Here is a 25,282-nt window from a genome sequence, read left to right on the forward strand (position 1 = left end):
TTACCGCTTATAAAAGGGTACGGCCAGTATAAAACAATCCATTTTAGAAATTGTAGAATCATAGATTCAGGTAACGCATCTCCAATATTATATAGCCTGATGAGTGTAAATACAAACCCAAAGTCGAAATATGTCATGCCCAATTATGGCAATCGTTAAGAGAGGGCTTTATGCACCGTTTAGTAAAATTATCCCTCAGCCGCTTGTTTCTTATCCATAATAAAATATATTGTCACGAAGTTAGTAATGTACCTGGCAGTCCCGTTTCATACAGCTTCCGGCCTATAAAAAAAGCATGTGGAAAGCAGTCAGACTGGTTCCACACGCTTGGTTATTTATCGTTACTTTTCAACGGCATCTTCATCTGTATTTAAAAAGATCCGGTCCACTACCCGTGCACTCGCCTTGCCGTCCACATCTTCAAAGAAGTAATGCACAAATGGATGGATTTTCTCCATCTCAAAGTCTTTTTCGACAATGGCATCCACAATTTCTTCGGAAGACCGTACAAGCGGGCCAGGGATGAACGAGTGGAAATCATAGTAGAAATCCCTTTTTTGGACATATTCTTCTACATCATAGGCAAAGAAGAGCATCGGCCTGTTCAATAAGGCGAATTCAAAGCATACTGAAGAGTAATCAGTAATCAGTATATCCGTTATAAATAGCAAATCATTAATTTCCCGATAAGAAGAGAAATCATAAAAGAAATCGCTATATTGATAAGGAATGCTGAAATCATTTTTTACAAACGGGTGAATCTTGAACAAGAAGACGTATTCATCACTTAATTCTTTATACAAGTCCTCCAAATCCAGCACTTCCATTGGATAATGGGCGGATTGCTGGCCGTTTCCACGGAACGTAGGCGCAAACATGATAACCTTCTTGCCCTTCAGGAATGGAAACTCTTCGTATAACCTTTCTTTGACGCTATTTTGGTACTCTTGATCAAAGAATACGTCTGTACGCGGTATCCCTGTCGGAATCACATTTTCCTTATCGATGCCAAAGCCTTCCGCATAATGCTTCCTTACATTCTCAGAGCTTACGATGGCCTTTGTGTAATTGCGGTGATTCCTGGATCTTGGCGATGGGCCTCCAGGACGCCCAAGCCGGCTGAATCCAAATGTTTTAAAGGCACCCACAGCATGCCACAGTTGGACTAATTCAGCATTCTCCCTGATCGTCAAAGGATAGATCATCGGGTAAAAATCATCGAGGACGATGAATTTTGAAGTAGCAATATGATAGGCTAAAGCAATAATCTCTTTGTACGTCTTTTTCTCTGCCACTCCCCGTTTCAGCATGAAGTGGTAATCGAAATCAAGATTCCGCCTTAGCATTTCATCATATACAAATGCGAAATTGCCGCTCATATCATTCCGGCTGTCGGAAGCAAAGAGAATTTTATTTTGTTTTATCGGCAGCATACAGAACAACTTGTATAAGAATCGGAAAACGGTGGTAGAGAAAAAGCGGTAAAACACTCCGCGTTTATACTCCTCGCTATCAAGGCCCATTTCAGTAGGATCCATATCCTTAAGCTTGGTTGACGTGATTTTCAGCGTTTTTCTGGATAAATCATAAGTAACCAATAGATTGAATTTCAGTTCCCTTTTCGCGGTGAAATGTTCCATTTTTGAAGAATGAAAGCCCTTATTCAAGAACCTTTGGATATTTCCAAGAGGGAAGCTTTTTTTGTATATTTTATCGCCAAGGACATGGACCTCTGTCTCGAGGTAAACCCTGTATTCCGATTCAGGAAGCGGCTTATTGTCAAGGATGGTGGCGAAATTGATTTTCCCTTTATAGCCCGCCCATTCATACATGTCAGGAATATCTTCATCCAATTCTAAATCATGGAAAGATATTTCCTGCAGCGGAATCGAGATTTTAACGCCGGTTTTCCCTAATAGGATGAGTCTTTTTTTAACCAAATCCTCATCAGTCATCGGGATATCTTCAATATAGAAATATCCTTGGATAGCCATGATCGGCCCGTTCCAGGATAGGGAAGTGACCTTCCTTCTCGGGATCAGGTTTTCTTCAATTCCTGCCAGCTCATTCAGTACCGGCAGAGATTCAACGATATTTTCCTTTTTTATGATAATTTCATTTTCGGTCACGACAGGTTCAGATAAATAACCCTCTTCATACGTTACTTTATTTAACGTTACTGGCGGGTTCCCGCCCCTGATCAGCCGTTTAATTTTGCGCTTGATTCTCGTTAACATTACGTTCTCCTAACTATGCCATATGATTTTCAGAAATCATTTAATATATCCATAGACCAGTTTGAATTTAGAAAACTCGCCGATTGGCGAGCCTTTTTATGATTAAGACAGAGGCGTATTCCGCCCCCGGCACATGGGTCACACAGGCGAAGACTACTTAGCCTATGATCTGCTATATGCACCAAAGAGGTTTAACCAATCCTCCGCTTTTCTCCCGTTAATAAATGGTCAACAATCCTGGCTGATGCTTTTCCGTCCGTATAGTCAAAAAACCTGTGTTTAAACTCAGCGACTGCCTTTATATCAAAAGCTCCTTTTTGGATCCATCGGGTGAGCTCAGTCGTTTCTGTGAAAATAGGCCCGGGAATTTCAGAGCGGTAATCTATATAAAAGTCCCGTTCTTTTATATATTCTTCCAAATCATAGGCAAAAAATGCAATTGGCCGTTCAAGTAAACTGTAATCAAATATCACAGAAGAATAATCAGTAATCAAAATATCCGACACAACCAGCAGTTCTTCGATACTAAAGCCCTCATGGATATGATATACAAAGCCCGCGGTATGTTCGGGGAAATCCGCACCTGCATTCATGTAGGGATGCAAATGGACCAACACGGCATATGAGTCCCCAAGCTCCTCTTTCATCTCCCCGAAATCGATCGGGCTTTCAAAGCTCTTTTGGTAATGGCTTTTGCCCCTGAAGGTTGGCGCATATAAGATCAGCCTTCTCCCTTTTAGTTCAGGGTACTTTTGGAAAAACAATGCTTTTGCCTTTTGTACTTCCGTTTCGTCAAAAAAATAATCCGTCCTGGGTACGCCAAGAGGGAAAATATCTTGTGGAGGCATGTCAAAAGCCTCCGCGTAAAAGGGAACAATATCGGAAGAGCTGACATAGACCCGGGAGTAATTAGAATGCACTTTAATATGCTTTAAATAATCGTCGCTTGGCCCGAAAGCCTTACCCCTTGTACTCAATCCGAACTTTTTAAATGCGCCTGCGGCATGCCAAAGCTGGATGATCTCAGTTTCTTCCCTCGGCTTTATGGCATAGACCGGAAAATAATAGTCATCTATGATAAAGTAACGGGAAGTGGCCAAATCATAGCAGCTGCGAATCAAGTGGATTGCATATGCCAGTTTTCCGGTGAATGAACTATTGAATTTTTTCAACTTAACCGTATATTCATAGTCTTGATGCCGCAGGCTGAATTCCTTCCAAATATAGTACAGATTCCCGGTCAATTCCTCTGATCTATACGAAGCAAAGGTGACTTTACGGGGTTTCACTGAAAAAAGCAGGCTGAATAATCTATAAGCTAAAATGATAAAACCTTTTATCGCCAATGTCGGTATCCATTTCAATTGCCGCAAATCAAAAAGCCTGCCTTTCAGTAAATGTGATCCTTATATCTTCCATTCCATAACTGTCTTGCCCCAAGAAGAGGTTAGATCCTTTTCAAAAGCCTCGATAATATTTTGGATATTTTTTACTTCCTGTACTTCACCAACTAAAGTTCCGAAATATTCTACTACCTCGGGGAATTCCTTTAAAAAGTCGACGGTGTTGACAAAGTCGGCACGCCCGCTCCGGCTGCTGCCAATCATTGTGATTCCCTTTTCCAATACCATTCTAGTATTGATCTCGACCGGATATTCAGAGACTCCCATTAAACAGATGGAACCTTCAGGATGAAGATACTCAATCATCTGGTCAATGGCGCTTTGGCTCCCCCGGCCCCCAACTGCTTCAAAAGCATGGTCAATCCGCAGATCCTCGGGGATTTCGTCAATTTGGTATGCTTCATCAACAAAGGAGAAGTTGTCCATTTTGTATCCGGTTTTCCCGAATAAGATGACCTTGCTGTCTTTATAACGCTTTTTCAATAATAAGCAAGTAATGAAGCCAAGATTTCCGTCCCCCCACACGCCAAATACATTCCGGCGGGTGTGTGCCCTTGCTTCGAATCTGGATAGAGTATGCATGCTGATCGTGATCAGTTCTATAAACGCTGCCACATGGGGGTTTATATCTTCCGGCAATTCAACGACCCGGTCCCTGTCCAAAAAGACATAATCCTGCATAAAACCATCGTACCCGCTGGACCGGAACCTGCTTGTCCGCAGGTAATTTTCACCGATGATGTCATCCTTCTCCACAGGGGAATTAGGAACCATGACAACAAGTGTTCCGTTCTTGAACTCACCTGCCGGATCATATACCACTTTGCCGATTCCTTCATGGATCAAAGCCATCGGAAGCTTTTTCGCCATCGCTTCTTTTCCGCGGGTGCCTGTAAAGTAACGCTGATCCGCTGCACATATGGATAAATGCGTTGGACGGACGACGACAAAGTCTTTTGAATACGTAAGCGACCTGTCTGTATACGTTACTTCAAACTGTCTCGGCGAAACTAAACGGTAAACTTGGTTAATCATTTGGACATCCGCTCCTGTATAATGGCGTTGGCAACCTTCAGGTCATACGGAGTAGTCACTTTAATGTTAAACACTTCACCTTTTACAATTTTGACCTTTTCACCGCTTAAGGCACAGATTTTACATGCATCTGTCAGAATGCCCTTTTGTTCTTCAGACAAGGCATTGTAATGGGTGACGAGCATGTTAATGTTAAAGCTTTGCGGGGTTTGGCCCTGATACATGACATCACGGACAGGTATTTCGGAGATGGTATCTCCATCCTCGGACTTAATGATCGTGTCAATTGCTTCGATAACCGTATCAACAGCACCGTATTCCAGGACGGCGTCAATATTTTCTTCGATGATCCTGTGGGTAAGAAATGGCCTGACAGAATCATGGGTGACAATGACATCATCATCTTGCAGCCCGAATTCCTTCTCGATGTATTTAATCCCGCTCATGATGGACTCGTTCCGGTCTTTTCCGCCTTGCACAACTACAATCCGGTCTTCATGGCCGATATGCTTCTTAATAATATCTTTTGTATGATTGATCCACTCTTTAGGGGTAACAACAATAATTTTTTCAAAACGGTCATTCAATACGAATTTCTCAATTGTATGAACGATGATTGGCTTATTATTTAATGACAGATATTGTTTTGGCATATTGACATTCCCCATGCGGGTACCTTTGCCGCCAGCTAATATTTCTGCATAAATCACGTATATTCGACCCCTTTTCTTAAAAAAAAATCTAATCGTTCATCTTTGGAGTTTTGTAAATTAAAAGAATATGTCTCATAAAACGACAATAAACCCAAGCTAAACTATACACGTTTTGATATGGTTTTTCAAGAAACCATATATTGCTTAAAAATTTCATTTATAGGAAAGTCAAGCGGTTTGTTTAGAGTTACTGTAGGGAAATTAAAAAGAACGTCACGGAAACGTCCTTTATGATAAGAAAAAAATATTATCGCTTTTCCGAACGCGGCTTTAAAGAACCCACATATTCATCAGACATCTCAAGATACTTGATCATTTCTTCCAGGTCCTTCAAGGAAGCTGCGTTTGCGGTTGACTCTTTTCTATTATGAAGGTTCGTGATTTTACCCGAGTTTTTCATTTTGCCCGGGGAAAAACTGAATTGTTCATTGATGTAGGTTCCCGTTGGCGCATAGAAACGGATGCCAATCAGGTTGTGGCTGGTATTAAGCAAATCCGTTCCGAATACGACTTCGTCACGGATATCGAGTCCCAATATGTTCGCGATCGTGGGATAAATATCAACCAGACCGCCCGTCATTTGAATAACTTTCCCCTCCGTTATGGATGGGATTTTCATAAACAATAGAACATTCAGGTGGTCAAGAACCGGATGATATTGTCTTCCCAAAACTTCGCGGACCAGCTGCTTGTCTGTGTCGGTCTTTGTTTGTAACCCTTGATGGTCCCCGTAAACCACAATTACGGAGTCTTCATAAAGCCCTTCCCGTTTTAAACCATCAATAAACCTGCCAAAGGCGAAGTCTGCATAACTGACAGCCTCCAAATAGTCCCCGACAGAAGATCCATCGAATCGATCAGGCAGGTCCACGGCTAGTTTCTTTTTTTCCTCGGGAAGTTTATAGGGAAAGTGGCTGGAAAGGGCTATGGCATGGGCATAAAACTTTTTGCCCTGCTGTTTATATCGGGAAAGCTGATCAATCAGCTTTTCATAAAAAACCTCATCCGATGCCCCATACGAAATCACATCTTCATTCCCGAAATATTTTTTATCATAATACTCGTTAAATCCGAGTGAGCGGTACATCTCTTTCCTGTTCCAAAAGGAAACACCATTCGCATGGAAGGTAGCGGTATGATATCCTTCGCCGATCAGTTCCCTTGGCAGCCCAGGGATATCCTTTCCTTGTGCAGCTGCGGACATTGCGGTATCTCCCAACGCGTAAATCGACGTGTTTGTAATAAACTCTGCATCAGAAGTGTTACCCTTGCCTACCTGGGTATAGGTGTTCGGGAAGTAAAAAGCTTCCTTTAGAAGTGCATTCAAGTTCGGCGTCACAGGCTGTCCATCGATCTTTTTGTTGATAACAAAGTTTTGGACTGATTCCAATTGTACGATGATGATATTTTTGCCTGCCGCGATTCCCTCGTATTTCCTGTTTCCGGTATCAATCTGCTTGTATTGCTGAATGGTTTCGGCACTAATGCTTTGTCCGCCGTTCCAGGAACGGGCCAAATCAGCCCCACCCTCAACCAGCTGGTACCCAACAAGCCCCAACGTTTCATATTTATTAATTTCACTAATCATGCCGGAAACATTTCGAACACCCAGGGCAATTAGAAAACTGGCAATCAATGCAATCAATAACGGTGATTTATTTGGAAGAGGGATATGCCTTACAGAAATTCGCTTGCCTATACTGAACATGAACCCCGCCAAAACGAAATCGACAAAAAGGAACAGATATTCAATCTCTAAGAGGGCGAATACACTATCTTTTATTGTTACAATCTGGTCTAACTCAGCCAGCGCTTTATAGGTGAAAATCGTATGATAATAATCAAAATACATAATGGCCGCCAAAGAAAGAAAAGAGATTGTCATATTAAAAAGGAAAAATAAAGGAACGGAAATACTGTGTTTCAAGAAGCTTACCAGCATGATAAAGATGGCCAAGAATGAAATCTCCGTAAGATAACCTGCTATGCCAATCTCCTCCATGATGGAATCTCTGACATACAAGAGTTTTAGGGCAACTGAAAAAAACGTGTAAATTCCGATGTTAGATAAAAGTTTTGCCATTGTACACCGCCAAGTTCTGCTATTTAGATACCGCAGCCGCAGGTAAAGTGATAACAGTATTCCATATGTCAGAAGGTCATATACCTAAGCCGAATAGAATGTGCCCCTGTTATTTTTGTGCAAAGAGTATCATTCCCCCGCATTCAGGAAATAATGGAGACAAAAAGGCTCTGAAAATTTGCCAACCAGAGCAATGAGGTGGTTTTTATGTTCAGTCTCATCATTTTTATAGCCATGGCGATCGCCTTTGCTTATGGAGTGTTTACACAAGGCTGGGGAAACGCCTTTGAGTTGGGTTTATACATTTTTTTATTAGGCATTCAGGGAGTGGCCCTCTTTTTCGTGGGGTACCAAACCGTGATGAGTTATTCAGGCCTGCGAAAGTTCAAGAAGACGGTAATTAAAGAACCAAAAAACAAGTTTGCCGTCCTGGTGGCGGCCCATAACGAAGAAGAAGTAATCGGCCAGATCTGCGAGAATCTGAAGCATCTGGATTACCCAAAGGCCCTTTATGATGTTTATGTGATATGTGACAACTGTACCGATGCTACTGCTGATGAAGTCAGGAAAACCGGTACCAACGCCATGGAGAGAAGCGACCCTGACAAAAGAGGAAAAGGGTATGGGCTTGAATGGATGTTCGATCGGCTCTGGGAGCTTGAAGAAAAAGGCGTTATCTATGATGCCGTGGTCATGTTTGACGCGGATAATCTGGTAAGCAAGGATTTCTTAAAAATCGTAAATTCCAAATTAGTGGACGGTTGTGAGGTAATCCAGGGTTACCTGGATTCTAAAAATCCTGAGGACACGTGGGTCACAAAATCTTATTCCTTCGCCTATTGGTCAACGAACAGGATTTATCAACTGGTGAGGGAGCATCTTGGCTTGACTGCACAGCTAGGCGGCACCGGGGTGACTGTATCAACGAAAGTTTTAAAGGAAATTGGCTGGGGTGCAACTTCTTTGACGGAGGACCTGGAGTTTACACAGCGGTACATCTTGAAGACCGGAAAAAGGGTGGCCTGGGCCCATGATGCCAAGCTATATGATGAAAAACCGCTTGGATTCGCCCAGTCTTTCAAACAAAGGATCCGCTGGATGCAAGGACATTTTGATTGTATGACAAGATACACTCTTCCGCTTATAAAAGAAGGGATCAAGCAAAGGAAATTCATGCTCATCGACTCGGCGATTTATCTCATGATGCCTTCCCGTTCTCTTTTGGCAGGAGTTTTATTGATTTTCACCATTCTGTCATACACTGGCGTCTACAAGGTTAATGGATTTCTTGGAGATATCATCAATCGTTCCGTTTTACTAAATGCATGGATGTACGCATGTTTCATTTTATGTTATATCTCACTGCCGATCATAGCGATGCTGCTTGAAAAGAAAGGGAAGAAACTTCACTGGTTTGTAATTTCCTATATTTTCGGCCTTTCCTGGATACCGGTCACCATAATGGGATTTATTAAGAAAAATCAGCGGGAATGGAACCATACGAAGCATACGCGCGCCGTTTCCATCGAAGACCTGGAAATGGAAAGCGAACAGCCGGAATTGGTACTTGACCGGGAGCCTGTGAAATAAAACATTCTTTATTAAAAAGTGAATTCCGAGGCTTAAATTATCCGCAAATAGGGACAGCAATGAGTGCCCTACTTGCGGTTTTTTGTTATTTCACTCCTGTTGCCGCATCAACCGGTTGAGGGGTAAATCAATAAACTAAACAGGATATCAATAAATCTGTGAAGCATTTCAACAATTGAAACGTTATATCAATAAATTTGCAAGGTGTTGCAACAGTTGACACGTTTTATCAATAAATTCGTGGAGCGCTTCTACAAGTCACACATTTTATCAATTTACCATTTATATTTATAAGTTAGCGGCTCATGCAATCATTTGGAAAGGTTTATACTTTCCTTTCTGCCAAAAAAGATGCTGGGCCTTCTTTTATTTTTCCGTAATGGTGCAGGATTGCCTGGACAATACGATAAGAAGCCTGCCCATCTCCATACGGATTGGAAGCTTTCGACATTCCTTCATATTTTTCATGGTCGGTTAGCAATTCGTTTGCCAGATTGAAAATCGTATCTTCATGCTTTCCTGCCAGTTTTAATGTCCCGGCAGCTACCCCTTCCGGCCGTTCTGTCGTGTCCCTCAGTACAAGTACAGGTACGCCCAATGATGGCGCCTCCTCCTGGACACCGCCTGAATCAGTTAATATAAGATAAGCCCTGGATGCAATGTTATGGAAGTCTATGACCCCTAACGGTTCGATGAGATGAATGCGGGGGTCATTGCCGAGTAATTCATCCGCTATCTCCCTGACTGCCGGGTTAAGGTGTACTGGGTAAACCACCTGCAAATCACTGTGTTCCTGCAACAGCCGTTTGATCGCTTTAAACATATTTCTCATTGGGTTCCCTATGTTTTCGCGGCGATGTGCGGTGAGCAGCAGCATCTTATCATTACCTATTTTTTCTAACACCTCATGCTTATATGTACTTGTGATAGTCGTATTCAACGCATCGATTGCTGTATTGCCAGTAACGAAAATCGTTTCCTGCTTTTTATTTTCCTGCAATAAATTTTGCCGGGAACTGTCAGTAGGCGCAAAATGGAGATCTGCAATTACGCCGGTCAACTGCCTGTTCATTTCTTCCGGGAATGGGGAATATTTATTCCAGGTTCTTAGCCCTGCTTCTACGTGCCCAACGGAAATTTGGTTGTAGAAGGCGGCGAGGCTTGCAACAAAAGTAGTGGAAGTATCGCCATGTACCAGGACAAGGTCTGGCTTTACTTCTTTCATCACTTGGTCCAGTCCCTCCAATGCTCTAGTAGTGACATCCACCAACGTCTGGCGGTTCTTCATAATATCGAGATCAAAGTCAGGTGTAATCCGGAACACATCCATCACTTGATCTAACATTTCCCTATGCTGGGCTGTAACAGTGACATAGGGATCAATCATGTCAGGATATTTTTTCAATTCCAAAACTAGCGGGGCCATCTTGATTGCCTCCGGCCTCGTACCGAATATGGTCATTACTTTAATTTTCTGGTCCATTTTTTTCTCCTTTTCTTGCAGCTGCACGATTGTAGCTTCTCTAATCTGTTAATCAATCGTTTGATTAAATTCTTTAATGGTCGCGATTGGCTATGTACAATTGTATTTTTAACCTTAATCAATCGTTTGATTAATACTGCCTGGCAATTGGGGTTAGTCCCCCATTGCTTTAACGTATTACCTTATCGAGGGACTGACCCCCGGTGCTTTAACGCGTTATCTTATCGGTGGACTGACCCTCGCCGACATATTTATATTTCGATATCTCTGATTTTTACTAAGTATTCAAGAAATTGGGTTCGGATGTCTGGCCTTCTGAGGGCGAATTCTACCGTAGCTTGTAAGAACCCTTGTTTGTCCCCTACATCATATCGTTTGCCATCAAAGTGGTATGCATACATGGCTTCTCGTTTAGCAAGTTCTTTCAGTGCGTCGGTCAATTGTATTTCGCCGCCTTTTCCCGGCTTGGTATTTTCCAGGATTTCAAAGATTGAGGGGCTGATAATGTACCTTCCAAGGACCGCAATCCGGGAAGGTGCATCATTGATTGCCGGTTTTTCAACCAATCCTTTCACTTTGTAAATGCGGTCTTCCACATGTTTAGCTTCAATTATACCGTATTTGTTCACGTCTTCCTTTGCTACCTCTTGTACGCCAATAATCGTTGTCTTATATTCTTCGTACTTTTCGATCATCTGCCCCATACACGGCTTTTCCGCATATACTATATCATCGCCCAATAATACAGCGAATGGCTCCATTCCTATAAAACTCTTCGCGCAATATATGGCATGGCCAAGCCCCTTTGGCTCTTTCTGGCGGATATAATGGATATTGACCATTTCAGAGATTTGCCTGACCTGCTCTAAAAGGTCAAGCTTCCCCTTCGCCTGCAGTTCAATTTCCAATTCGATCGATTTGTCAAAATGGTCCTCGATCGATTTCTTATTCCTTCCTGTAATGATCAGTATTTCTTCTATACCCGATTCAACCGCTTCTTCAATAATATATTGTAATGTTGGTTTATCTACTATAGGAAGCATTTCTTTTGGCTGTGCTTTAGTCGCTGGCAAGAAACGCGTTCCCAACCCGGCAGCCGGGATAATCGCTTTCCGTACTTTCATCGCTTGCTCCCCCCAACCTCTGCTCTGCCCTGCAACATTTGCCGTCCTTTTCGGTATTTATTGTTTTTTGCCCGTATGAAAACTGCCCGCCCCGTATTCGAGCGTTCACAATGCGCCTGATTGTAATCGAAGGGAAAAATCAATTCATCGTGTTGTTTTATCTTATGTGGCATAGCTAATACAAAGTATCATTTTCATGATAAAGGCAACTAATCACATAAAGAGGGATAGAGGCACGGTTTATACGAAAGCAGGATTTTCCTTTCTATAATAAACAAGGAACCAGCGGGCCGCATATAGTGCAGCAATCCGCTGGTTCCTTGTTTACCCCTGGCTGCCTATGCCAGAAGCATTAATCCGGGTATTGTTCGTTCACAGAGGTGTCTCCTATTTAAGTTCCCTTACGATGTAATGGGCACTTACCCACCCGGTTGTTTTATCATCAAGCCTTAGTTCATACCATTTTTTCGTGTTATCCATCTTCGGTGTACCATCCTTTTTAAGGACCAGTTCTACAAAGCTATTTAATTTTATCCCGCTGCCGATTATAGCTGAAGATGTATTTGGTTCCTTTCTCACATTCAACGGATTGCCTGTGGACCTGCCCAAATTGGATACAGAAATAAACTGGTTATACACATCGAATTTAATCGTATTTGTCCAATAAATTTCTTCATCGACTCTTATCTTCACCCAGAAATCATTCGTCTTTTCAAGGAGGAGGAATTTCGTTCCTTTATCGATTGGTTTATTTACCGGTTCTTTTCCTTTTTCTTTATAAATCGCCAGATCCTTTTTGGCTATAGCCTCGATATTTTCCGGGAATTTATCTGTTCCCTGAGGGCGGGTTGGCATCGAAACACCATTGGCATTAATTTTTGCCTTGGAGTAATGGCTGCTGCTATACCGCACAATTTTCGCCATGTGGTCCGCTATCTTCCTGCCCCACATCGGGTCGCTCGCATAAAAATAATTCATTCCTGTGCTATTTTCATTCACCCGTGCATTCTTCATGGTCTTTGTACTATATCCCAGATAGGCTCCCTTGTACTTCCAGTTTTGCGGATTCAAATAGGTGGCCTTCATTTCACGCGCAATATATTCAATATTCTGTTCAACGCTGGAAAAGCGGACAGCGGCTATGTATGGACTTGCATCGTAAGCCCCAAAACCGAATAGGTTCTTCTTTCCGAGCGAGATTTGCGAGGTCCCAAAAGCACTTTCATGAATGGCATGCGCTGCCAGGTAAACCGAATTAACTCCATACTTCTTGCCGGCATCAATGAAGGCCTGGCCCTTATTGGTCAATACACTTGGCTTTTTGGTCGCTGCCACATATGACGCTATATAATCATTGATTTGTTTGGCAGACACGCTTGCCGGTTTCCGAAGGTCGACAAATTGATAGCCTGTCCTTGATGACAGCGGGTCTCCCGTTGTAACCTGCTGCAGATGGGATGCCGGAACATAGCCTGTTTTTTTGCTATAAGAAACTTTATACCATCCATTGGAGGTTTTATGGCTTGGCACGATGATTTTCCCCTTTGGCACCACCACAGTGCCGCCGGAAGACCAATTTGCCAGTTTTCGAACGTTTAAATCCGCATTAATGAGATATGTCTTTCCTGAATTTGCATACTCAACCGGTTTCGTATATTTAGTGAAATCTCCCAGATAAAAATAACCTGTCTTCCCGCGGTAGGTCACTTTATACCAGTTTCCTACACTCCTTTCAGAAGTCACAGAAACCCCCTGCGGTATTTTCATCAGCTTAGTGTAAGCATTTCCATGGCTGCGGTATACATAGGCATCCTTTTTCGCGATGAAGGTTGTTCTTGTAAAATTCTTTATCGGACTCTGGCTCACATAACTCCCCTTAACATATAAGGTTTTCCCATGATAAGAAACCCGGTACCATGTATGGCCGATGCTATTGATCACTTTTTGTGTGGAGTGGAAGCCATTATCCGCGGCAACTGTATAAACTGCTTTTTTCTTCATGTCTGGAGAAGAATAGAGGCTGCTTTGTTTTTTTGTAATGTAATAGATTCCCTGTGTTGTGATATACCTGTAGTATTCTTTCAGGCCGCCTTTTACCCAACCCGTTTTTGTAGCACTTTTGCCTTTGTATGTATATACGTATGACACTTTATACCAATCGCCGCTTCGTTCAGTGGATGTTACCGTCTTTCCTTTAGGTACCTTTATTACGGTCTTAAATTTCGTTCCCGCCCCCGACCTTACAGCCAAATCGCTAGTTGCAAGATAAGTAGTTTTAGAGAACTTTACCAGTTCGCTTGCTTCTGTCATCCCTAAATCTAACGAATTAACTGGTGCAATGGCCGGGCCAAGCAATAGAGCAGTGGATAAAAACAATGCCTTGCATGCCTTTTTCATATACTCACATCCTTACTTGATAGATTCCTAGGTAAAATTGATAATTTGGCACTTTGCCTGCCTGCTAATTTTTTTACAGTTCACATAACATATCGGTCTTACTGGGATAAATTTAAGGTATAATAAAAAATCCCTTTATTAAACATGATTAGTTAATTTTACCAACAACAATTTCAGCCTAATACATACACTTACCATGGTAAAATAGTTTTACAGTTTATAAGATCATTCTGACATTTTTTTGATATAGTACCTGTGGATGTTTAATAGAAAGGAAAATGTAAAATGAAACCATCAATTTCCATTGTTGCTCTGTTGGCCTTCCTGTTGATTGGTTATCCGGAAGCACATGCAGATTCAGCTCCATCAATGCAAGAAAAACACAATACGAATATAACAATGTCGTTTAAGGAACCAGAGAAATACGATGAGCGGAATTTAGTGGTTAAATTCGCACCCGATGCGGAGCCAGCCTTAAAAAGGAAAATCCTGCAGGGCATTTCCGCCCAGGAACTTGACTCCACGATAAACGGTTTTACCCTCGTGTCTGTTCCTTCAGGTTCTGATTTAACAGCCCTCTCCCGGAAATTGCTTAAAAACCGTGCTGTAGAACTGGTTGAACCAAATTATGAAATTAAAAGTACGTTTAAACCGACAGACCCAGCCTTTGGGAAACAGTGGTACCTAAATAAAATCAGCATGCCCGCTTCCTGGGACATTACGAAAGGAACAGCGGGGGTAACAGTTGCAGTCGTTGATGGCGGATTCTCCATGGTCCATCCGGATTTGAAGGGAAGATTTGTCCACCCCTATAATGCCGTGACAGGGGAAACCAAGCTTCCGTCAGGCGATCACGCAACACATGTCTCCGGAATCATCGGTGCTTCCATGAACCGAATCGGCACCGCAGGTATCGCCCCGTCTGTAAAAATCATGCCAGTCAATGTATTTCTTGGCGATGCGGCGGATAGCTACTGGGTTGCTGATGGAATCAGGTATGCAGTGGATTCGGGAGCCGATATCATCAATTTAAGCTTAACAACCGATGTCTACTCATCAGTGCTTGATCATGCGGTTAAATATGCCGCTTCAAAAGGTGTAGTGGTTGTAGCCGCTGCAGGCAATTCGCATTCTAGTAAAAAGTTTTACCCGGCTGCCCTCGATTCAGTTATAGGTGTAAGCGCCGTTGATTCAAAAGATCAGCTTGCCCCTTTTTCGAACTATGGCAGTTACATCGATTTTTCTGCACCGGGCGTTAAAATCTATTCGACGATTTCCCAAGGCAGGTATGCCATGATGGATGGCACCTCCATGGCTTCTCCGGTCGTATCCGGCGTTTCCGCGCTTATCCTTTCAAAAAATCCATTCTTAAAGCCGGCGGAAACGATGCAAATCTTGAAAAAATCAGCTGTCGACCTTGGAACAAAAGAGCGTGACAACAAATTTGGCTATGGCAGGGTTGATGCCTATAACGCTCTGCAAAATACACCGAGCCCGATGTCAACGGTTTCCCTTTCAGCCAAAACGTTCATTGAGGATGGAAAGAACCAGCTGGACATTTCATTCAGTGCCCATAAAAATACATACGTATCGCTATATGTCAAGGATGGCAAAGGCAGGATTGTAAAGAAACTGATTTGGAACAAAGCCTGGAGCGGAGGAAAGGTTTCTTATCATTGGAATGGCAAATTGGATACAGGGGCTTATGCACCGAGCGGGACATACAAAATTTATGCAAAGGCAAGCAACAAGAAACATAAGTTATACAAAACGGCCTCTGTGATGATCCAGGATGATATACTTCCGGCAGTATCTTTTTCAAAATCATCTCTTGTATTCTCGCCTGCAGTGAAGACAAAACTCGATATACCATTCACCCTTAATAAAAATGCCAATGTAACCGCAGCGGTTTATGACAGCCAAGGGAAATTAATCAGGACGCTGCATGAAAAAACAGCATTTACAGGGGGTACCCAGTTAATTGCCTGGGACGGAAAGGATGGAGGCAACAAACGGGTGAAGGACGGCATCTATAAGCTTACTGTGAGTGCGGACGACCAGGAAGGACGCCCGGGAGAAAAGAATTCGATGGCCATTGCGGTCGATACAGCCGCCCCGGCTGCAACAATCGCTGCTTCAAGTAAATTGTTCAAAATGGACGGCAAAACGAAACTGAACGCTAAAGGAACAATTAAGGAAACAGCGAGAGTTACTGTAAAAGTTATAGACACTACAGGGACTGCCGTCAAAACTCTCGTTTCCGTTCAATCATGGAAAACGGGAACCTCAACAATCGCCTGGGACGGCAAAACAGCAAAAAACACCTTTGCGAAGGAAGGAAATTATCAATTTGTTTTGGAAGCAACGGATGCCGCAGGCAATAAAAGGACCGCCAAAAGCGCTTCGTTTAAAGTAGACGATATAAGATAATTCTGCCAAGGACAATCCACGGGATGTTAATTCCCCCTGGATTGTCCTTTTTTTTCGGTTGAAACTTATTATTATTCCTGGTGTTTCATAATAAAAAACCGAATATAGTATTTTGTAACACAAATGTAATATAAATGTAATCATTCTATTTGGTAGAATTATCACAAAAGATGTATAGAGGTGAAAGATTTTGAAAAAACATATTGTCACTCTATCAACCGCAGCCGTTCTATCCTCAACTCTCGCTACCTCCGCCATGGCCAGTACATATACAGTAAAGAGCGGGGACAATCTGTCGAAAATCGCAAAAATCCATGATACTACAGTCACAAGACTTAAACAGCTTAATAACTTGAAATCAGATGTCATTCATATCAATCAAAAATTACAAGTCTCAGAGAATCCAAGCCCTTCCTCTTCGAAAAGTAAAATTACCGTACATAAGACAACTACAGCTTACTATACTGTCAAAGCAGGCGATACACTGTTGAAAATCGCCAACAAGCAGGGAATTACGTTAGGCGAACTTAAAAATTGGAACAAGATCAACGGCCATTTAATTTATCCCGGACAGAAACTCATCGTTTCCAAAAAAGCAGCCTCAACGACCATTGAGCTTCCGGCAAATAAGCCCTCAAGGGGGAAAAAAGAGGAAAAACAGTCCACAGCTCCTGCAGCAGGCACTGTCTATACCGTCAAACAGGGCGATTCCTTGTCGAAAATTGCTTCCAAGTTTGGGCTCTCGGTAACAGAACTGAAATCAATAAACAAGTTGACTTCTGATGTTATTTATACCGGCCAGCGCCTTGTGGTTTCAAAAACCTCCGGCAAGCCTGTTCAAGACACCGCCGTATCCGATCAGCCCGCAAGCAACGGTGAAAAAGTTGGCATATTGCTTGCTGAAGCAAAAAAACAGATTGGTGTCCCTTATTCGTGGGGCGGGTCTTCACCTTCCGGTTTTGATTGCAGCGGTTTCGTATATTATGTGTATAAAAAAGCGGGCTACCAGATTTCCAGGTACTCTTCTTCTACCTATTTTGACATGGGAAAAAGGGTCACTGCGCCCCAGCCGGGCGACCTTGTATTCTTCTCCCCCTCCGCAGACAAAAAATACTTGATCACTCATATGGGAATCTACATGGGCGGGCAACAGTTCATCCATGCAAGTTCGAGCAAGGGAGTACGGATCAGTTCACTCGATGAATCCTATTACAAAACAAGATTCGCCGGTTATAAGAGATTATAAAATGATAGATATATAGCACCTTTAAGATTGATAGCCTCGATTTTCATCGAGCTCCCAAACATAACCATTGTAACCTTTAAGCGGTAGTCTACGTCTAAAAAATAGTGATTCAGAACAGGAACCATTCAGAATGAAAACGAAGAAGCCAGTTTCAAGGGGTCTTCGTTTTTTTGGGCAGAAAAGATTCTTTTCTGGAAGCAGAACACATACTACATGGCCACATCCTTATGTCTTTGTCCATGAATCTACATCCCATGGGACCCGCGCCTTCACAGGCTTGCCAATCGGCGAGTTCCCTAATGACGCCGGAATTATTTTCTAAGCAGACTAAGGATTAGTTATTTCCAGAAACATGGCAAGCGGCAATCACCAAAAGATATGCATCGTTGTGTATTATTCAGGGGGAAAGACATATATGAGGGCAGAAAGAAGAAAAAAGAAAAAGAATAAAAAACTAAAAATATTTGGTTTTGTTTTCCTTTTGTTATTGTTCTCCGGTTTCGCATACGGGGCGACGGTTTATACCTCACTGCAAAAAGCAGTGAACACAATGCAGGGTTCTGACCATAAATCGGAAAAACGCCAGGAAGAGGTCGCTTTTACGGAAAAAGATCCCCTTTCCATTCTTATTCTGGGAGTCGATGAGAGACAGAATGACCGGGGACGTTCGGATACTATGATCGTCATGACAGTGAATCCAAAGAAAGAGTCAATCGAATTGCTCAGCATTCCACGGGATACACGCACCGAGATTGTCGGGCACGGAACAGTTGAGAAAATCAATCATGCGTACTCTTATGGCGGCGTAAAGATGTCTCTTAGCACAATAGAAAACTTTCTTGATATTCCCATCGATTATTATGTGAAAATGAATATGGAAGGTTTTACGGATATTGTCGATGCGGTAAACGGAATCAATGTGGAGAATGACATGTATCTTTCCCATAAGGGTTATGAATTTCCCAAAGGGAGCCTCACTTTAAACGGCGAAGAAGCATTGGTTTACTCCAGAATCCGTAAAGAAGATAAGCAGCGCGGGGATTTTGGGCGTCAAATGAGACAGCGCCAGGTGATTCAGGCAATTATCAAAAAAGGTGCCAGCGTAAACAGCCTGACGAATTTCGACGATATATTCCAGGCACTGGGCAAAAATGTCGAAACGAATATGAATTTCGATGAAATAAAGGACATCCAGAAAAATTACCGGCCTGCAATCAACCATATCGAACAGTATACTATAGCAGGCGAAGGATCCCGCCTGGAGGATGGTTTATGGTATTACATTGTTCCTGAGGAGGAAAAACACAAAGTTCAAGCCCGGTTGAAAAAACATTTGGACCTCTCTATATCTACAGCGCAACAGCCCGGCTGACCAGCCAGGCTGTTTTTTTCATAAAATCCAGTTATTTCAGGACTATGTACACCCAATTGATGTCGAACTTCCATTTTTAATAAAATATGATGATTACAACCAAAATCAGCCGAAATTCCAATTAAATTGCACTTATTTTACAAGTATGTTACTCTTTAAGAATCTTTGTAATGTATTCGGCCGTTTTATGCTACTCTAGAATGGACATATATGCATAGCTTAGTTTTGGTGGAGGGAGTAAGTAAATGAAAAACCAAGATCAAACAAGGGATATTTTAGAAGACTTAAAGGAGAACCCTCCGAAAATAATCGGGGGTTATAAAAAACAGGGATGGGCTGTAAAAATACTGGACAAGATCAGCAATCCTTCCATAGAGACTGAAAATAATGGCATGGTCACGGCCAAGGCTGTTCTCGAAGCGAACGACCAAACGTATTATCCTGCCTTTTTAACCTTAAATATGAACAATGCCGGCCAAGTTGAAGGCGCGTATTTCATTTCTGAAAAGGAAAACGAATTTGAACTCATTCCTTTCGAATTTGCAAAGGACTTTACCGGAAAGAACGAAAACGACTTAACCCCCTTTAAATACCGTACCCTCGAAAAGATTGAGGGCGACAAAACTCAGGTCAATTGGCCGGAATTTTCTTAAAACTGAAAAAAGATAGAAAACCCGTACCTAAGACTAATGCGCAGTCTGGCCCTTAGATATGGGGACAATAAGGGAGCGGCGCAGTTTGTCTGTATTCTGCTTTATTCAGGTAAGAAACTTTTATACTTTCTAATGCCAAAAAACCTCCTTTTCGGTAAAAGGAGGTTTTTTTATCCTGTTTAACCTATTAGGAAGGTGGATACACCTTCCAAGTCCGCAAATTAGGGTTTTGTTTTGCCATTAACTGCGCAGGAAAAATAAATGTACGCGGTTTGCTCGTCTGTGCTTTGACAAAGAAATCATCGAGGGTAAACCCCCCCTGGCAAATAACATCTCCATCTGCATCTTCCACAGCCAGGGGAAGCTTTTCAATTTTGATTTGCTTCTCGCTGCCGTTACGTATTAATACCGTTACCGCAAAGCTCCGGTCTTCCATGAATCCTGCTTCGATACCCATGAAATTTACCTCTCCCGGATTAAGTTTAGGCAAGTCGGAAACTAATTGCTCCAGGCGCTCACGCTGAACCTCGGAAAGGGAATTTTCCCAGCTTATATCCAGGTCGAGCTTATGCTCCTGTGGTTTAGCCTTCAATTCAAATGCAATCTTCCATCCCTCTTGTGGAATATCCTCAGAAAGAATATCCGTCTCCTCGAACAGAAAACGCCAAGGCATCGCAGACATCGGCGGGATCTCGCCGATGTCCGAAAGATCGAATTGTTTTTTTGCAAGAGGACGTCCCTGTTCATCCAGAAGAAGCAGGTCGACGTGCTCAAAACGGACTGCTTTTTCAAGGGAGTTCCTGATAAAGGCGACCACGACGACATCGTTATCATACTCGACCAGCCGAATGCCGGATATGGATATCTGGTTTGGGTTTAAAGGCGGAAGCTGCTGATGGCGGAACCGATAAACGTATTTCTCCTGCGCTTCCAAATCCCATTCTTCATGAAAGGTGAGGGTTGTATAAACAGCATGATCCTTTGTTCCGGTTTCTTCTATTGGATTCTGTACTTCCTGCTGTTCCGGTTCCTGTACAGCTGCTTTAGCTTTTCTTCGAAATAACCCCATTACTCTCTTCCTTCCTCAACATCTTCCTCAAAAACAAATTCACTTTTCACGAATTCCATAAAACGCAGTGTAATCCCGCTCTCGATCCCGTCCAATAGATGGTCAAATTCATGCACGCCTTCTTTTTCAAAAAGGATGTACGGGTCTTGTTGGCCATATCCGCTTAAATTGATGCCTTCTTTCAGATGATTCATATTTTCAAGATGGCCGATCCAATTTGTATCGATCTGCTGAAGCATAAATAATCGCAATTGGCTTCCAAGGGTCTCTTCATCCTTAAGGCTTTGCACAAACTCCTTCACCCGGATAAATTCACTGACTACTTTTTCTTTAACCTGCTCCGGCTCCATTTCTTTCAATTCTTCAAGATCCCAATGGCCGGGAAGAAATACAAAGGACAGCTCTTCAATCAGAGCGCGGGGATTCCAAAATTCAGCATCCTCGGGATAGTGCTTTTCAAAAAGGCCAAGAACATATTTCTCCATGTATCCCAAAAGCTCCGAAAACATTTCCTCCGGAGACAGCTCAAGGATCCGGTCTCTCATCGAATAAATAACCTTGCTCTGCTGGTCCAGGGAATATTCCAGCTTCAGAAGATGGTTCCTGCTTGTGTAATGGAGATTTTCTATAGTTTCCTGTACCTTTTTTACATACTTTTCCGGATCCGGAGCGATAACAAGCCCGGTGTCATCGGTTTTCACTTTCTTCATATAGCGTTCTTTCTCTTCTTCATCGTAATAAGTAAACAAATCATCCTCCAGAGAGATAATGAATTGTGTTGAACCAGGATCACCCTGGCGCCCGGATCTTCCGCGCAGCTGCATATCGATCCGGTTGCTTTCATGTCGTTCAGTCCCGATTATATGAAGGCCGCCAAGCTCCTTGACACCTTCCCCAAGCAGGATATCCGTTCCGCGCCCGGCCATATTCGTCGCCAGCATGACCTGCCCCTTCTGGCCTGCCATTGAAATGATCCGCGCTTCATCTTCTTCTGTCTTGGCATTTAATATTTGGTGCCGTATGTTTGCTTCATTTAAATAGGAAGAAAGTATTTCGGACTGTTCAATTGAAGTAGTCCCAATCAGGACAGGCCGGCCTTCTTTGTGCAGGCGTTCCACTTCAGAGACAATTTTTTTCACTTTTCCTGAAAAATCCTTGTATATTAAATCGGGATGATCGATGCGATTTACGTCCTTGTTGGTCGGAATCGGTATGACCCGCAGGTTGTATGTGTCCATAAATTCGGTTTTGGAAGGTGTCGCACTTCCTGTCATACCTGAAAGTGTGCCGTACATTTTAAAGTAGTTCTGTATGGTTATGGTAGCCTGGGTTTCATTTTCTTCAGAAATCTCAAGGCCTTCCTTCGCTTCGATTGCCTGGTGCAGGCCTTCACTGAAGGTCCGCCCCTCCATGATCCGGCCGGTGAATTTATCAATGATCATGACTTGGCCATCCTTCACGATATAATCCACATCTTTTTTCATTAAAACATAGGCCTTCAGCGATTGCATGACGTTATGGAGAAGCTCCTGGTGTTCCGCATCATACAGGTTTTCGATGCCAAAAGCTTTTTCAATTTTACCTGCGCCCTGGTCTGTAAGGTATGTATGCTTTGTTTCCTGGAAGACTTCATAATCCTGGTCTTCTTTGAATGCCCTTATAATTTGGGCGGTAATATAGAATAGCTCCGCTCCTGCACTGGACTTATTCGCAATGATCAAAGGGGTCCTCGCCTCGTCGATCAATATGCTGTCTATTTCATCGACGACCGCATAATGATGGCCTCTTTGCACCTTGTTTTCCATTGAATAAACCGTGTTATCGCGAAGGAAATCGAAACCGAATTCTGTTCCTGTTCCGTATGTGATATCCGCTTGGTAGGCTTCCTTTTTTTCAGCAGGGGAAACCTGGGAAATATTCAGGCCAACTTTTAAACCAAGAAACTCATGAACCTGGCCCATCAGCTCTTTATCCCGCCGTGCCAAATATTCATTTGCCGTGACGATATGGACTCCTTTGCCCTCCAGGGCATGGAGGTAACTAGGCAAGGTTGCGACCAATGTTTTTCCTTCACCAGTGTTCATCTGTGCGACAGAACCCTCGTTAAGCACAAATCCGCCAATCAGCTGAACATCGTAATGGCGCAGGCCCAGGACACGCTTTGACGCCTCCCTCACCACCGCAAACGCGTCCACCTGAACATCCTCAAGCCTTGTACCTTTTTTCAATAGTCCTTTAAACTCATTTGTCATCTCTCGTAATTCCGTGTCTGAAAGACTCTCATACTTTGGTTCTATCTCATTCACTTTTTCTACAAGTTTAATAATCTTTTTTATATCTTTAGAACTCTCATTAAAAAGCCCTTTAACTTTGCTTAGCATCGCTTTCTCTCCCGTTACAGATAAATGATCATCTAGTCGGATTATATCATATTAAGTAATATCTTGTTCATATAACAAAAATTACCATATAAAGATAGAAATTGTTCCCCATTGCTTTAACGCTTTACAAGATTGGGGGTCAGTCCCCCAGCCGTTTAACGCTTTAACGTGCTGGGGGACTGACCCCTTGTTGACCCTTTTGGAATTTTTTGTAGGTATATGTATTTATTTGTAATATAAATGTAATGAAATTTGGCGTTTTTTGTAACATTCATTTATTAATCTAGGTATAAAGAATGAAGTACGCTTAGGGGGATATTTTCACATTGAGAAAATGGATTGCTACTACAATTATCGCTGCAGCTCTTTTGATTTCGCCGTTTCAAGCATCAGCCAATAGTGGGGACCAAGCTTTAAAGCCATCAATGAAGCAGGACGTTCGACAAGCCTATAAAATAAATGTTTCCCGTTTGGTCAGCACCGCAAAAAAATACAAAGGCGTGCGCTATAAATGGGGCGGCATGTCTCCAAGCGGGTTTGATTGTTCCGGATATATCAATTACGTTTTCCGCAAGTCGCAAGGAATCACCCTTCCCCGGACAGCAGCAGACCTGTATGCAAGAGCGGGCAAAAAAGTGTCCAAGCCTTCAAAAGGAGACCTTGTGTTCTTTACTACCTATAAAAAAGGCGCTTCCCACGTCGGGATTTATATCGGCAATGGTGAGTTCATCCATGCTTCTTCTGTAAGAGGCGTTACCATTACAAAGCTTAACAAGCCTTACTATAAGTCTCGCTATTTAGGTGCCAAGAGTTTATAAACCATTCCTTATAAATCGATTTGATACATGGGTAATAAACAGGGTACAAAAAACACCTCTGCTGTCGCCAACATAGACTCGCGGCAGGAGGGGTGTTTTCATTTTGGAATTGACCCGTGGGCAGATCGTTTACTTGACGGGAATCGCTTCAATCTCCAACAAGTCTTTCATAAGGGATACAATCTCCTTTTTTAGTGAAGCATCCTGCATGGCAAATTCAATCGTTGTTTTAATAAATCCCACCTTTTCACCAACATCATAGCGCTTGCCTTCAAAATCGTAGGCAAATACCCGTTGAAATTTATTTAACTGCTGGATGGCGTCCGTTAACTGTATTTCCCCGCCCGCACCTGTTTCATGGCGGTCGAGAAACATAAAGATTTCCGGCGTCAAAATATACCTTCCCATGATCGCCATGTTTGAAGGCGCCGTCCCTGCTGCGGGCTTTTCCACAAAATTTGCAACTTCAAACCGACGGCCATTCTGTGACGCCGGTTCTATAATTCCATATCTTTGTGTTTCTTCATCTGACACACGCTGGACGCCAATGACGGAAGAAAGGGTTTCCTCATGCATATTGATCAGCTGCTTCAAGCATGGTACGTCGCTTTTCACAATATCATCTCCCAAAAGTACGGCAAACGGCTCATCCCCGATAAAGTTTCTTGCGCACCAAACTGCATGGCCAAGGCCTTGTGGCTCCTTTTGGCGGATATAATGAATATCGACATTCGATGTTTGCTGCACCTTCTCCAAAAGCTCGAATTTCTCCTTCTGCATCAGGTTCTGTTCAAGTTCTGATGCGCGGTCGAAGTGGTCTTCGATTGCCCGCTTTCCCTTACCCGTCACGATGATAATATCTTCAATCCCGGATTCGATCGCTTCTTCAACGATATACTGAATGGTCGGCTTATCGACAATAGGCAGCATTTCCTTGGGCATTGCCTTAGTGGCAGGCAAAAACCGTGTGCCTAAGCCTGCAGCCGGAATAATAGCTTTTCGGATTTTTTTCATGTGATCACACCCTTTTATATTAATACTTGGACAAATTCTTCACCTGCCCCTTACAGGGGCTTATTTGATTTTCTTCGTATTTTTGCGTGTAAACATGTAAAAAAAATAATGCCAAAGCAGGTTGATATATAAGCAAGGAACAAGCCATTCAGAAGATTAAGCATCTTTTTACCTCCTACCAGAAATTTCATTTTTAGAGAATACTGGTATTACTAGGCTATGAGATGACGCAGA

The 25,282-nt window shown here is 42.7% G+C and carries 18 protein-coding genes; 7 read left to right on the forward strand and 11 right to left on the reverse strand.

Going from position 1 to position 25,282, the window contains the following annotated elements:
• Positions 1-341: 341 nt before the first annotated feature.
• The 5 genes from D0466_RS10995 to D0466_RS11015 all read right to left on the reverse strand — a co-directional run bounded on the left by D0466_RS10995 (position 342) and on the right by D0466_RS11015 (position 7,471).
• Positions 342-2,237, reverse strand: a complete 1,896-nt coding sequence (locus tag D0466_RS10995; protein ID WP_117322602.1) for a CDP-glycerol glycerophosphotransferase family protein — start codon at positions 2,235-2,237, stop codon at positions 342-344.
• A gap of 191 nt (positions 2,238-2,428) precedes the next feature.
• Positions 2,429-3,601, reverse strand: coding sequence for a CDP-glycerol glycerophosphotransferase family protein (locus D0466_RS11000; RefSeq protein WP_158555890.1), 1,173 nt, complete (start codon positions 3,599-3,601; stop codon positions 2,429-2,431).
• A gap of 42 nt (positions 3,602-3,643) precedes the next feature.
• A complete protein-coding gene (locus D0466_RS11005) occupies positions 3,644-4,675 on the reverse strand; it encodes a ribitol-5-phosphate dehydrogenase (RefSeq protein ID WP_117322604.1) in 1,032 nt (343 codons plus the stop codon).
• A complete protein-coding gene (locus D0466_RS11010; protein ID WP_117322605.1) occupies positions 4,672-5,385 on the reverse strand; it encodes an IspD/TarI family cytidylyltransferase in 714 nt (237 codons plus the stop codon). The genes D0466_RS11005 and D0466_RS11010 overlap by 4 nt, the downstream gene beginning before the upstream one ends.
• A 250-nt stretch (positions 5,386-5,635) precedes the next feature.
• A complete protein-coding gene (locus tag D0466_RS11015; RefSeq protein WP_117322606.1) occupies positions 5,636-7,471 on the reverse strand; it encodes an LTA synthase family protein in 1,836 nt (611 codons plus the stop codon).
• A gap of 207 nt (positions 7,472-7,678) precedes the next feature.
• Here D0466_RS11015 and D0466_RS11020 point away from each other — a divergent pair, with 207 nt between their 5' ends.
• Positions 7,679-9,061 (forward strand): glycosyltransferase family 2 protein, encoded by a 1,383-nt coding sequence (locus tag D0466_RS11020; protein WP_117322607.1) that lies wholly within the window; start codon positions 7,679-7,681, stop codon positions 9,059-9,061.
• A 325-nt stretch (positions 9,062-9,386) separates the two neighbouring features.
• Here the strand turns inward: D0466_RS11020 and wecB are convergent, their stop codons facing one another.
• From wecB to D0466_RS11035, 3 genes are all read right to left on the reverse strand, one after another.
• The gene (gene wecB / locus D0466_RS11025; protein ID WP_117322657.1) at positions 9,387-10,544 is read right to left on the reverse strand and encodes a non-hydrolyzing UDP-N-acetylglucosamine 2-epimerase; all 1,158 of its coding nucleotides are present in this window, start codon (positions 10,542-10,544) and stop codon (positions 9,387-9,389) included.
• Between the two features lie 251 nt (positions 10,545-10,795).
• Positions 10,796-11,668: a UTP--glucose-1-phosphate uridylyltransferase GalU gene (gene galU / locus D0466_RS11030; RefSeq protein WP_117322608.1), complete on the reverse strand. Its 873-nt coding sequence runs from the start codon at positions 11,666-11,668 to the stop codon at positions 10,796-10,798.
• A gap of 387 nt (positions 11,669-12,055) precedes the next feature.
• Positions 12,056-14,065 carry an SH3 domain-containing protein gene (locus D0466_RS11035; RefSeq protein ID WP_117322609.1) on the reverse strand — a complete coding sequence of 670 codons (2,010 nt, stop codon included), beginning with the start codon at positions 14,063-14,065 and terminating at the stop codon, positions 12,056-12,058.
• A gap of 285 nt (positions 14,066-14,350) precedes the next feature.
• On the opposite strand from D0466_RS11035, the gene D0466_RS11040 reads away from it, so the two are divergent.
• The 5 genes from D0466_RS11040 to D0466_RS11060 all read left to right on the forward strand — a co-directional run bounded on the left by D0466_RS11040 (position 14,351) and on the right by D0466_RS11060 (position 19,766).
• On the forward strand, positions 14,351-16,495 hold the full coding sequence (locus D0466_RS11040; RefSeq protein ID WP_117322610.1) for a S8 family serine peptidase: 2,145 nt from the start codon (positions 14,351-14,353) through the stop codon (positions 16,493-16,495).
• A 190-nt stretch (positions 16,496-16,685) separates the two neighbouring features.
• Entirely contained in the window at positions 16,686-17,741 is a 1,056-nt protein-coding gene (locus D0466_RS11045) for a C40 family peptidase (protein WP_117322611.1), read from the forward strand.
• A 130-nt stretch (positions 17,742-17,871) separates the two neighbouring features.
• Positions 17,872-18,063: a hypothetical protein gene (locus D0466_RS22210; protein ID WP_117322612.1), complete on the forward strand. Its 192-nt coding sequence runs from the start codon at positions 17,872-17,874 to the stop codon at positions 18,061-18,063.
• Between the two features lie 93 nt (positions 18,064-18,156).
• Complete coding sequence (locus D0466_RS11055; RefSeq protein WP_117322613.1) at positions 18,157-19,113, forward strand: LCP family glycopolymer transferase; 957 nt, start codon at positions 18,157-18,159, stop codon at positions 19,111-19,113.
• 245 nt (positions 19,114-19,358) lie between these two features.
• The gene (locus D0466_RS11060) at positions 19,359-19,766 is read left to right on the forward strand and encodes a hypothetical protein (RefSeq protein ID WP_117322614.1); all 408 of its coding nucleotides are present in this window, start codon (positions 19,359-19,361) and stop codon (positions 19,764-19,766) included.
• A 187-nt stretch (positions 19,767-19,953) separates the two neighbouring features.
• Here the strand turns inward: D0466_RS11060 and D0466_RS11065 are convergent, their stop codons facing one another.
• Positions 19,954-20,835, reverse strand: a complete 882-nt coding sequence (locus tag D0466_RS11065) for an accessory Sec system S-layer assembly protein (protein ID WP_117322615.1) — start codon at positions 20,833-20,835, stop codon at positions 19,954-19,956.
• Complete coding sequence (gene secA2 / locus D0466_RS11070; protein WP_117322616.1) at positions 20,835-23,216, reverse strand: accessory Sec system translocase SecA2; 2,382 nt, start codon at positions 23,214-23,216, stop codon at positions 20,835-20,837. The genes D0466_RS11065 and secA2 overlap by 1 nt, the downstream gene beginning before the upstream one ends.
• A 326-nt stretch (positions 23,217-23,542) precedes the next feature.
• On the opposite strand from secA2, the gene D0466_RS11075 reads away from it, so the two are divergent.
• On the forward strand, positions 23,543-24,034 hold the full coding sequence (locus D0466_RS11075) for a C40 family peptidase (RefSeq protein ID WP_117322617.1): 492 nt from the start codon (positions 23,543-23,545) through the stop codon (positions 24,032-24,034).
• 129 nt (positions 24,035-24,163) lie between these two features.
• Here the strand turns inward: D0466_RS11075 and galU (D0466_RS11080) are convergent, their stop codons facing one another.
• On the reverse strand, positions 24,164-25,048 hold the full coding sequence (galU, locus tag D0466_RS11080) for a UTP--glucose-1-phosphate uridylyltransferase GalU (protein WP_117322618.1): 885 nt from the start codon (positions 25,046-25,048) through the stop codon (positions 24,164-24,166).
• Positions 25,049-25,282: the final 234 nt, after the last annotated feature.

This window comes from Peribacillus glennii, assembly GCF_003429105.1.
In the GTDB taxonomy this organism is placed as follows: domain Bacteria; phylum Bacillota; class Bacilli; order Bacillales; family DSM-1321; genus Peribacillus; species Peribacillus glennii.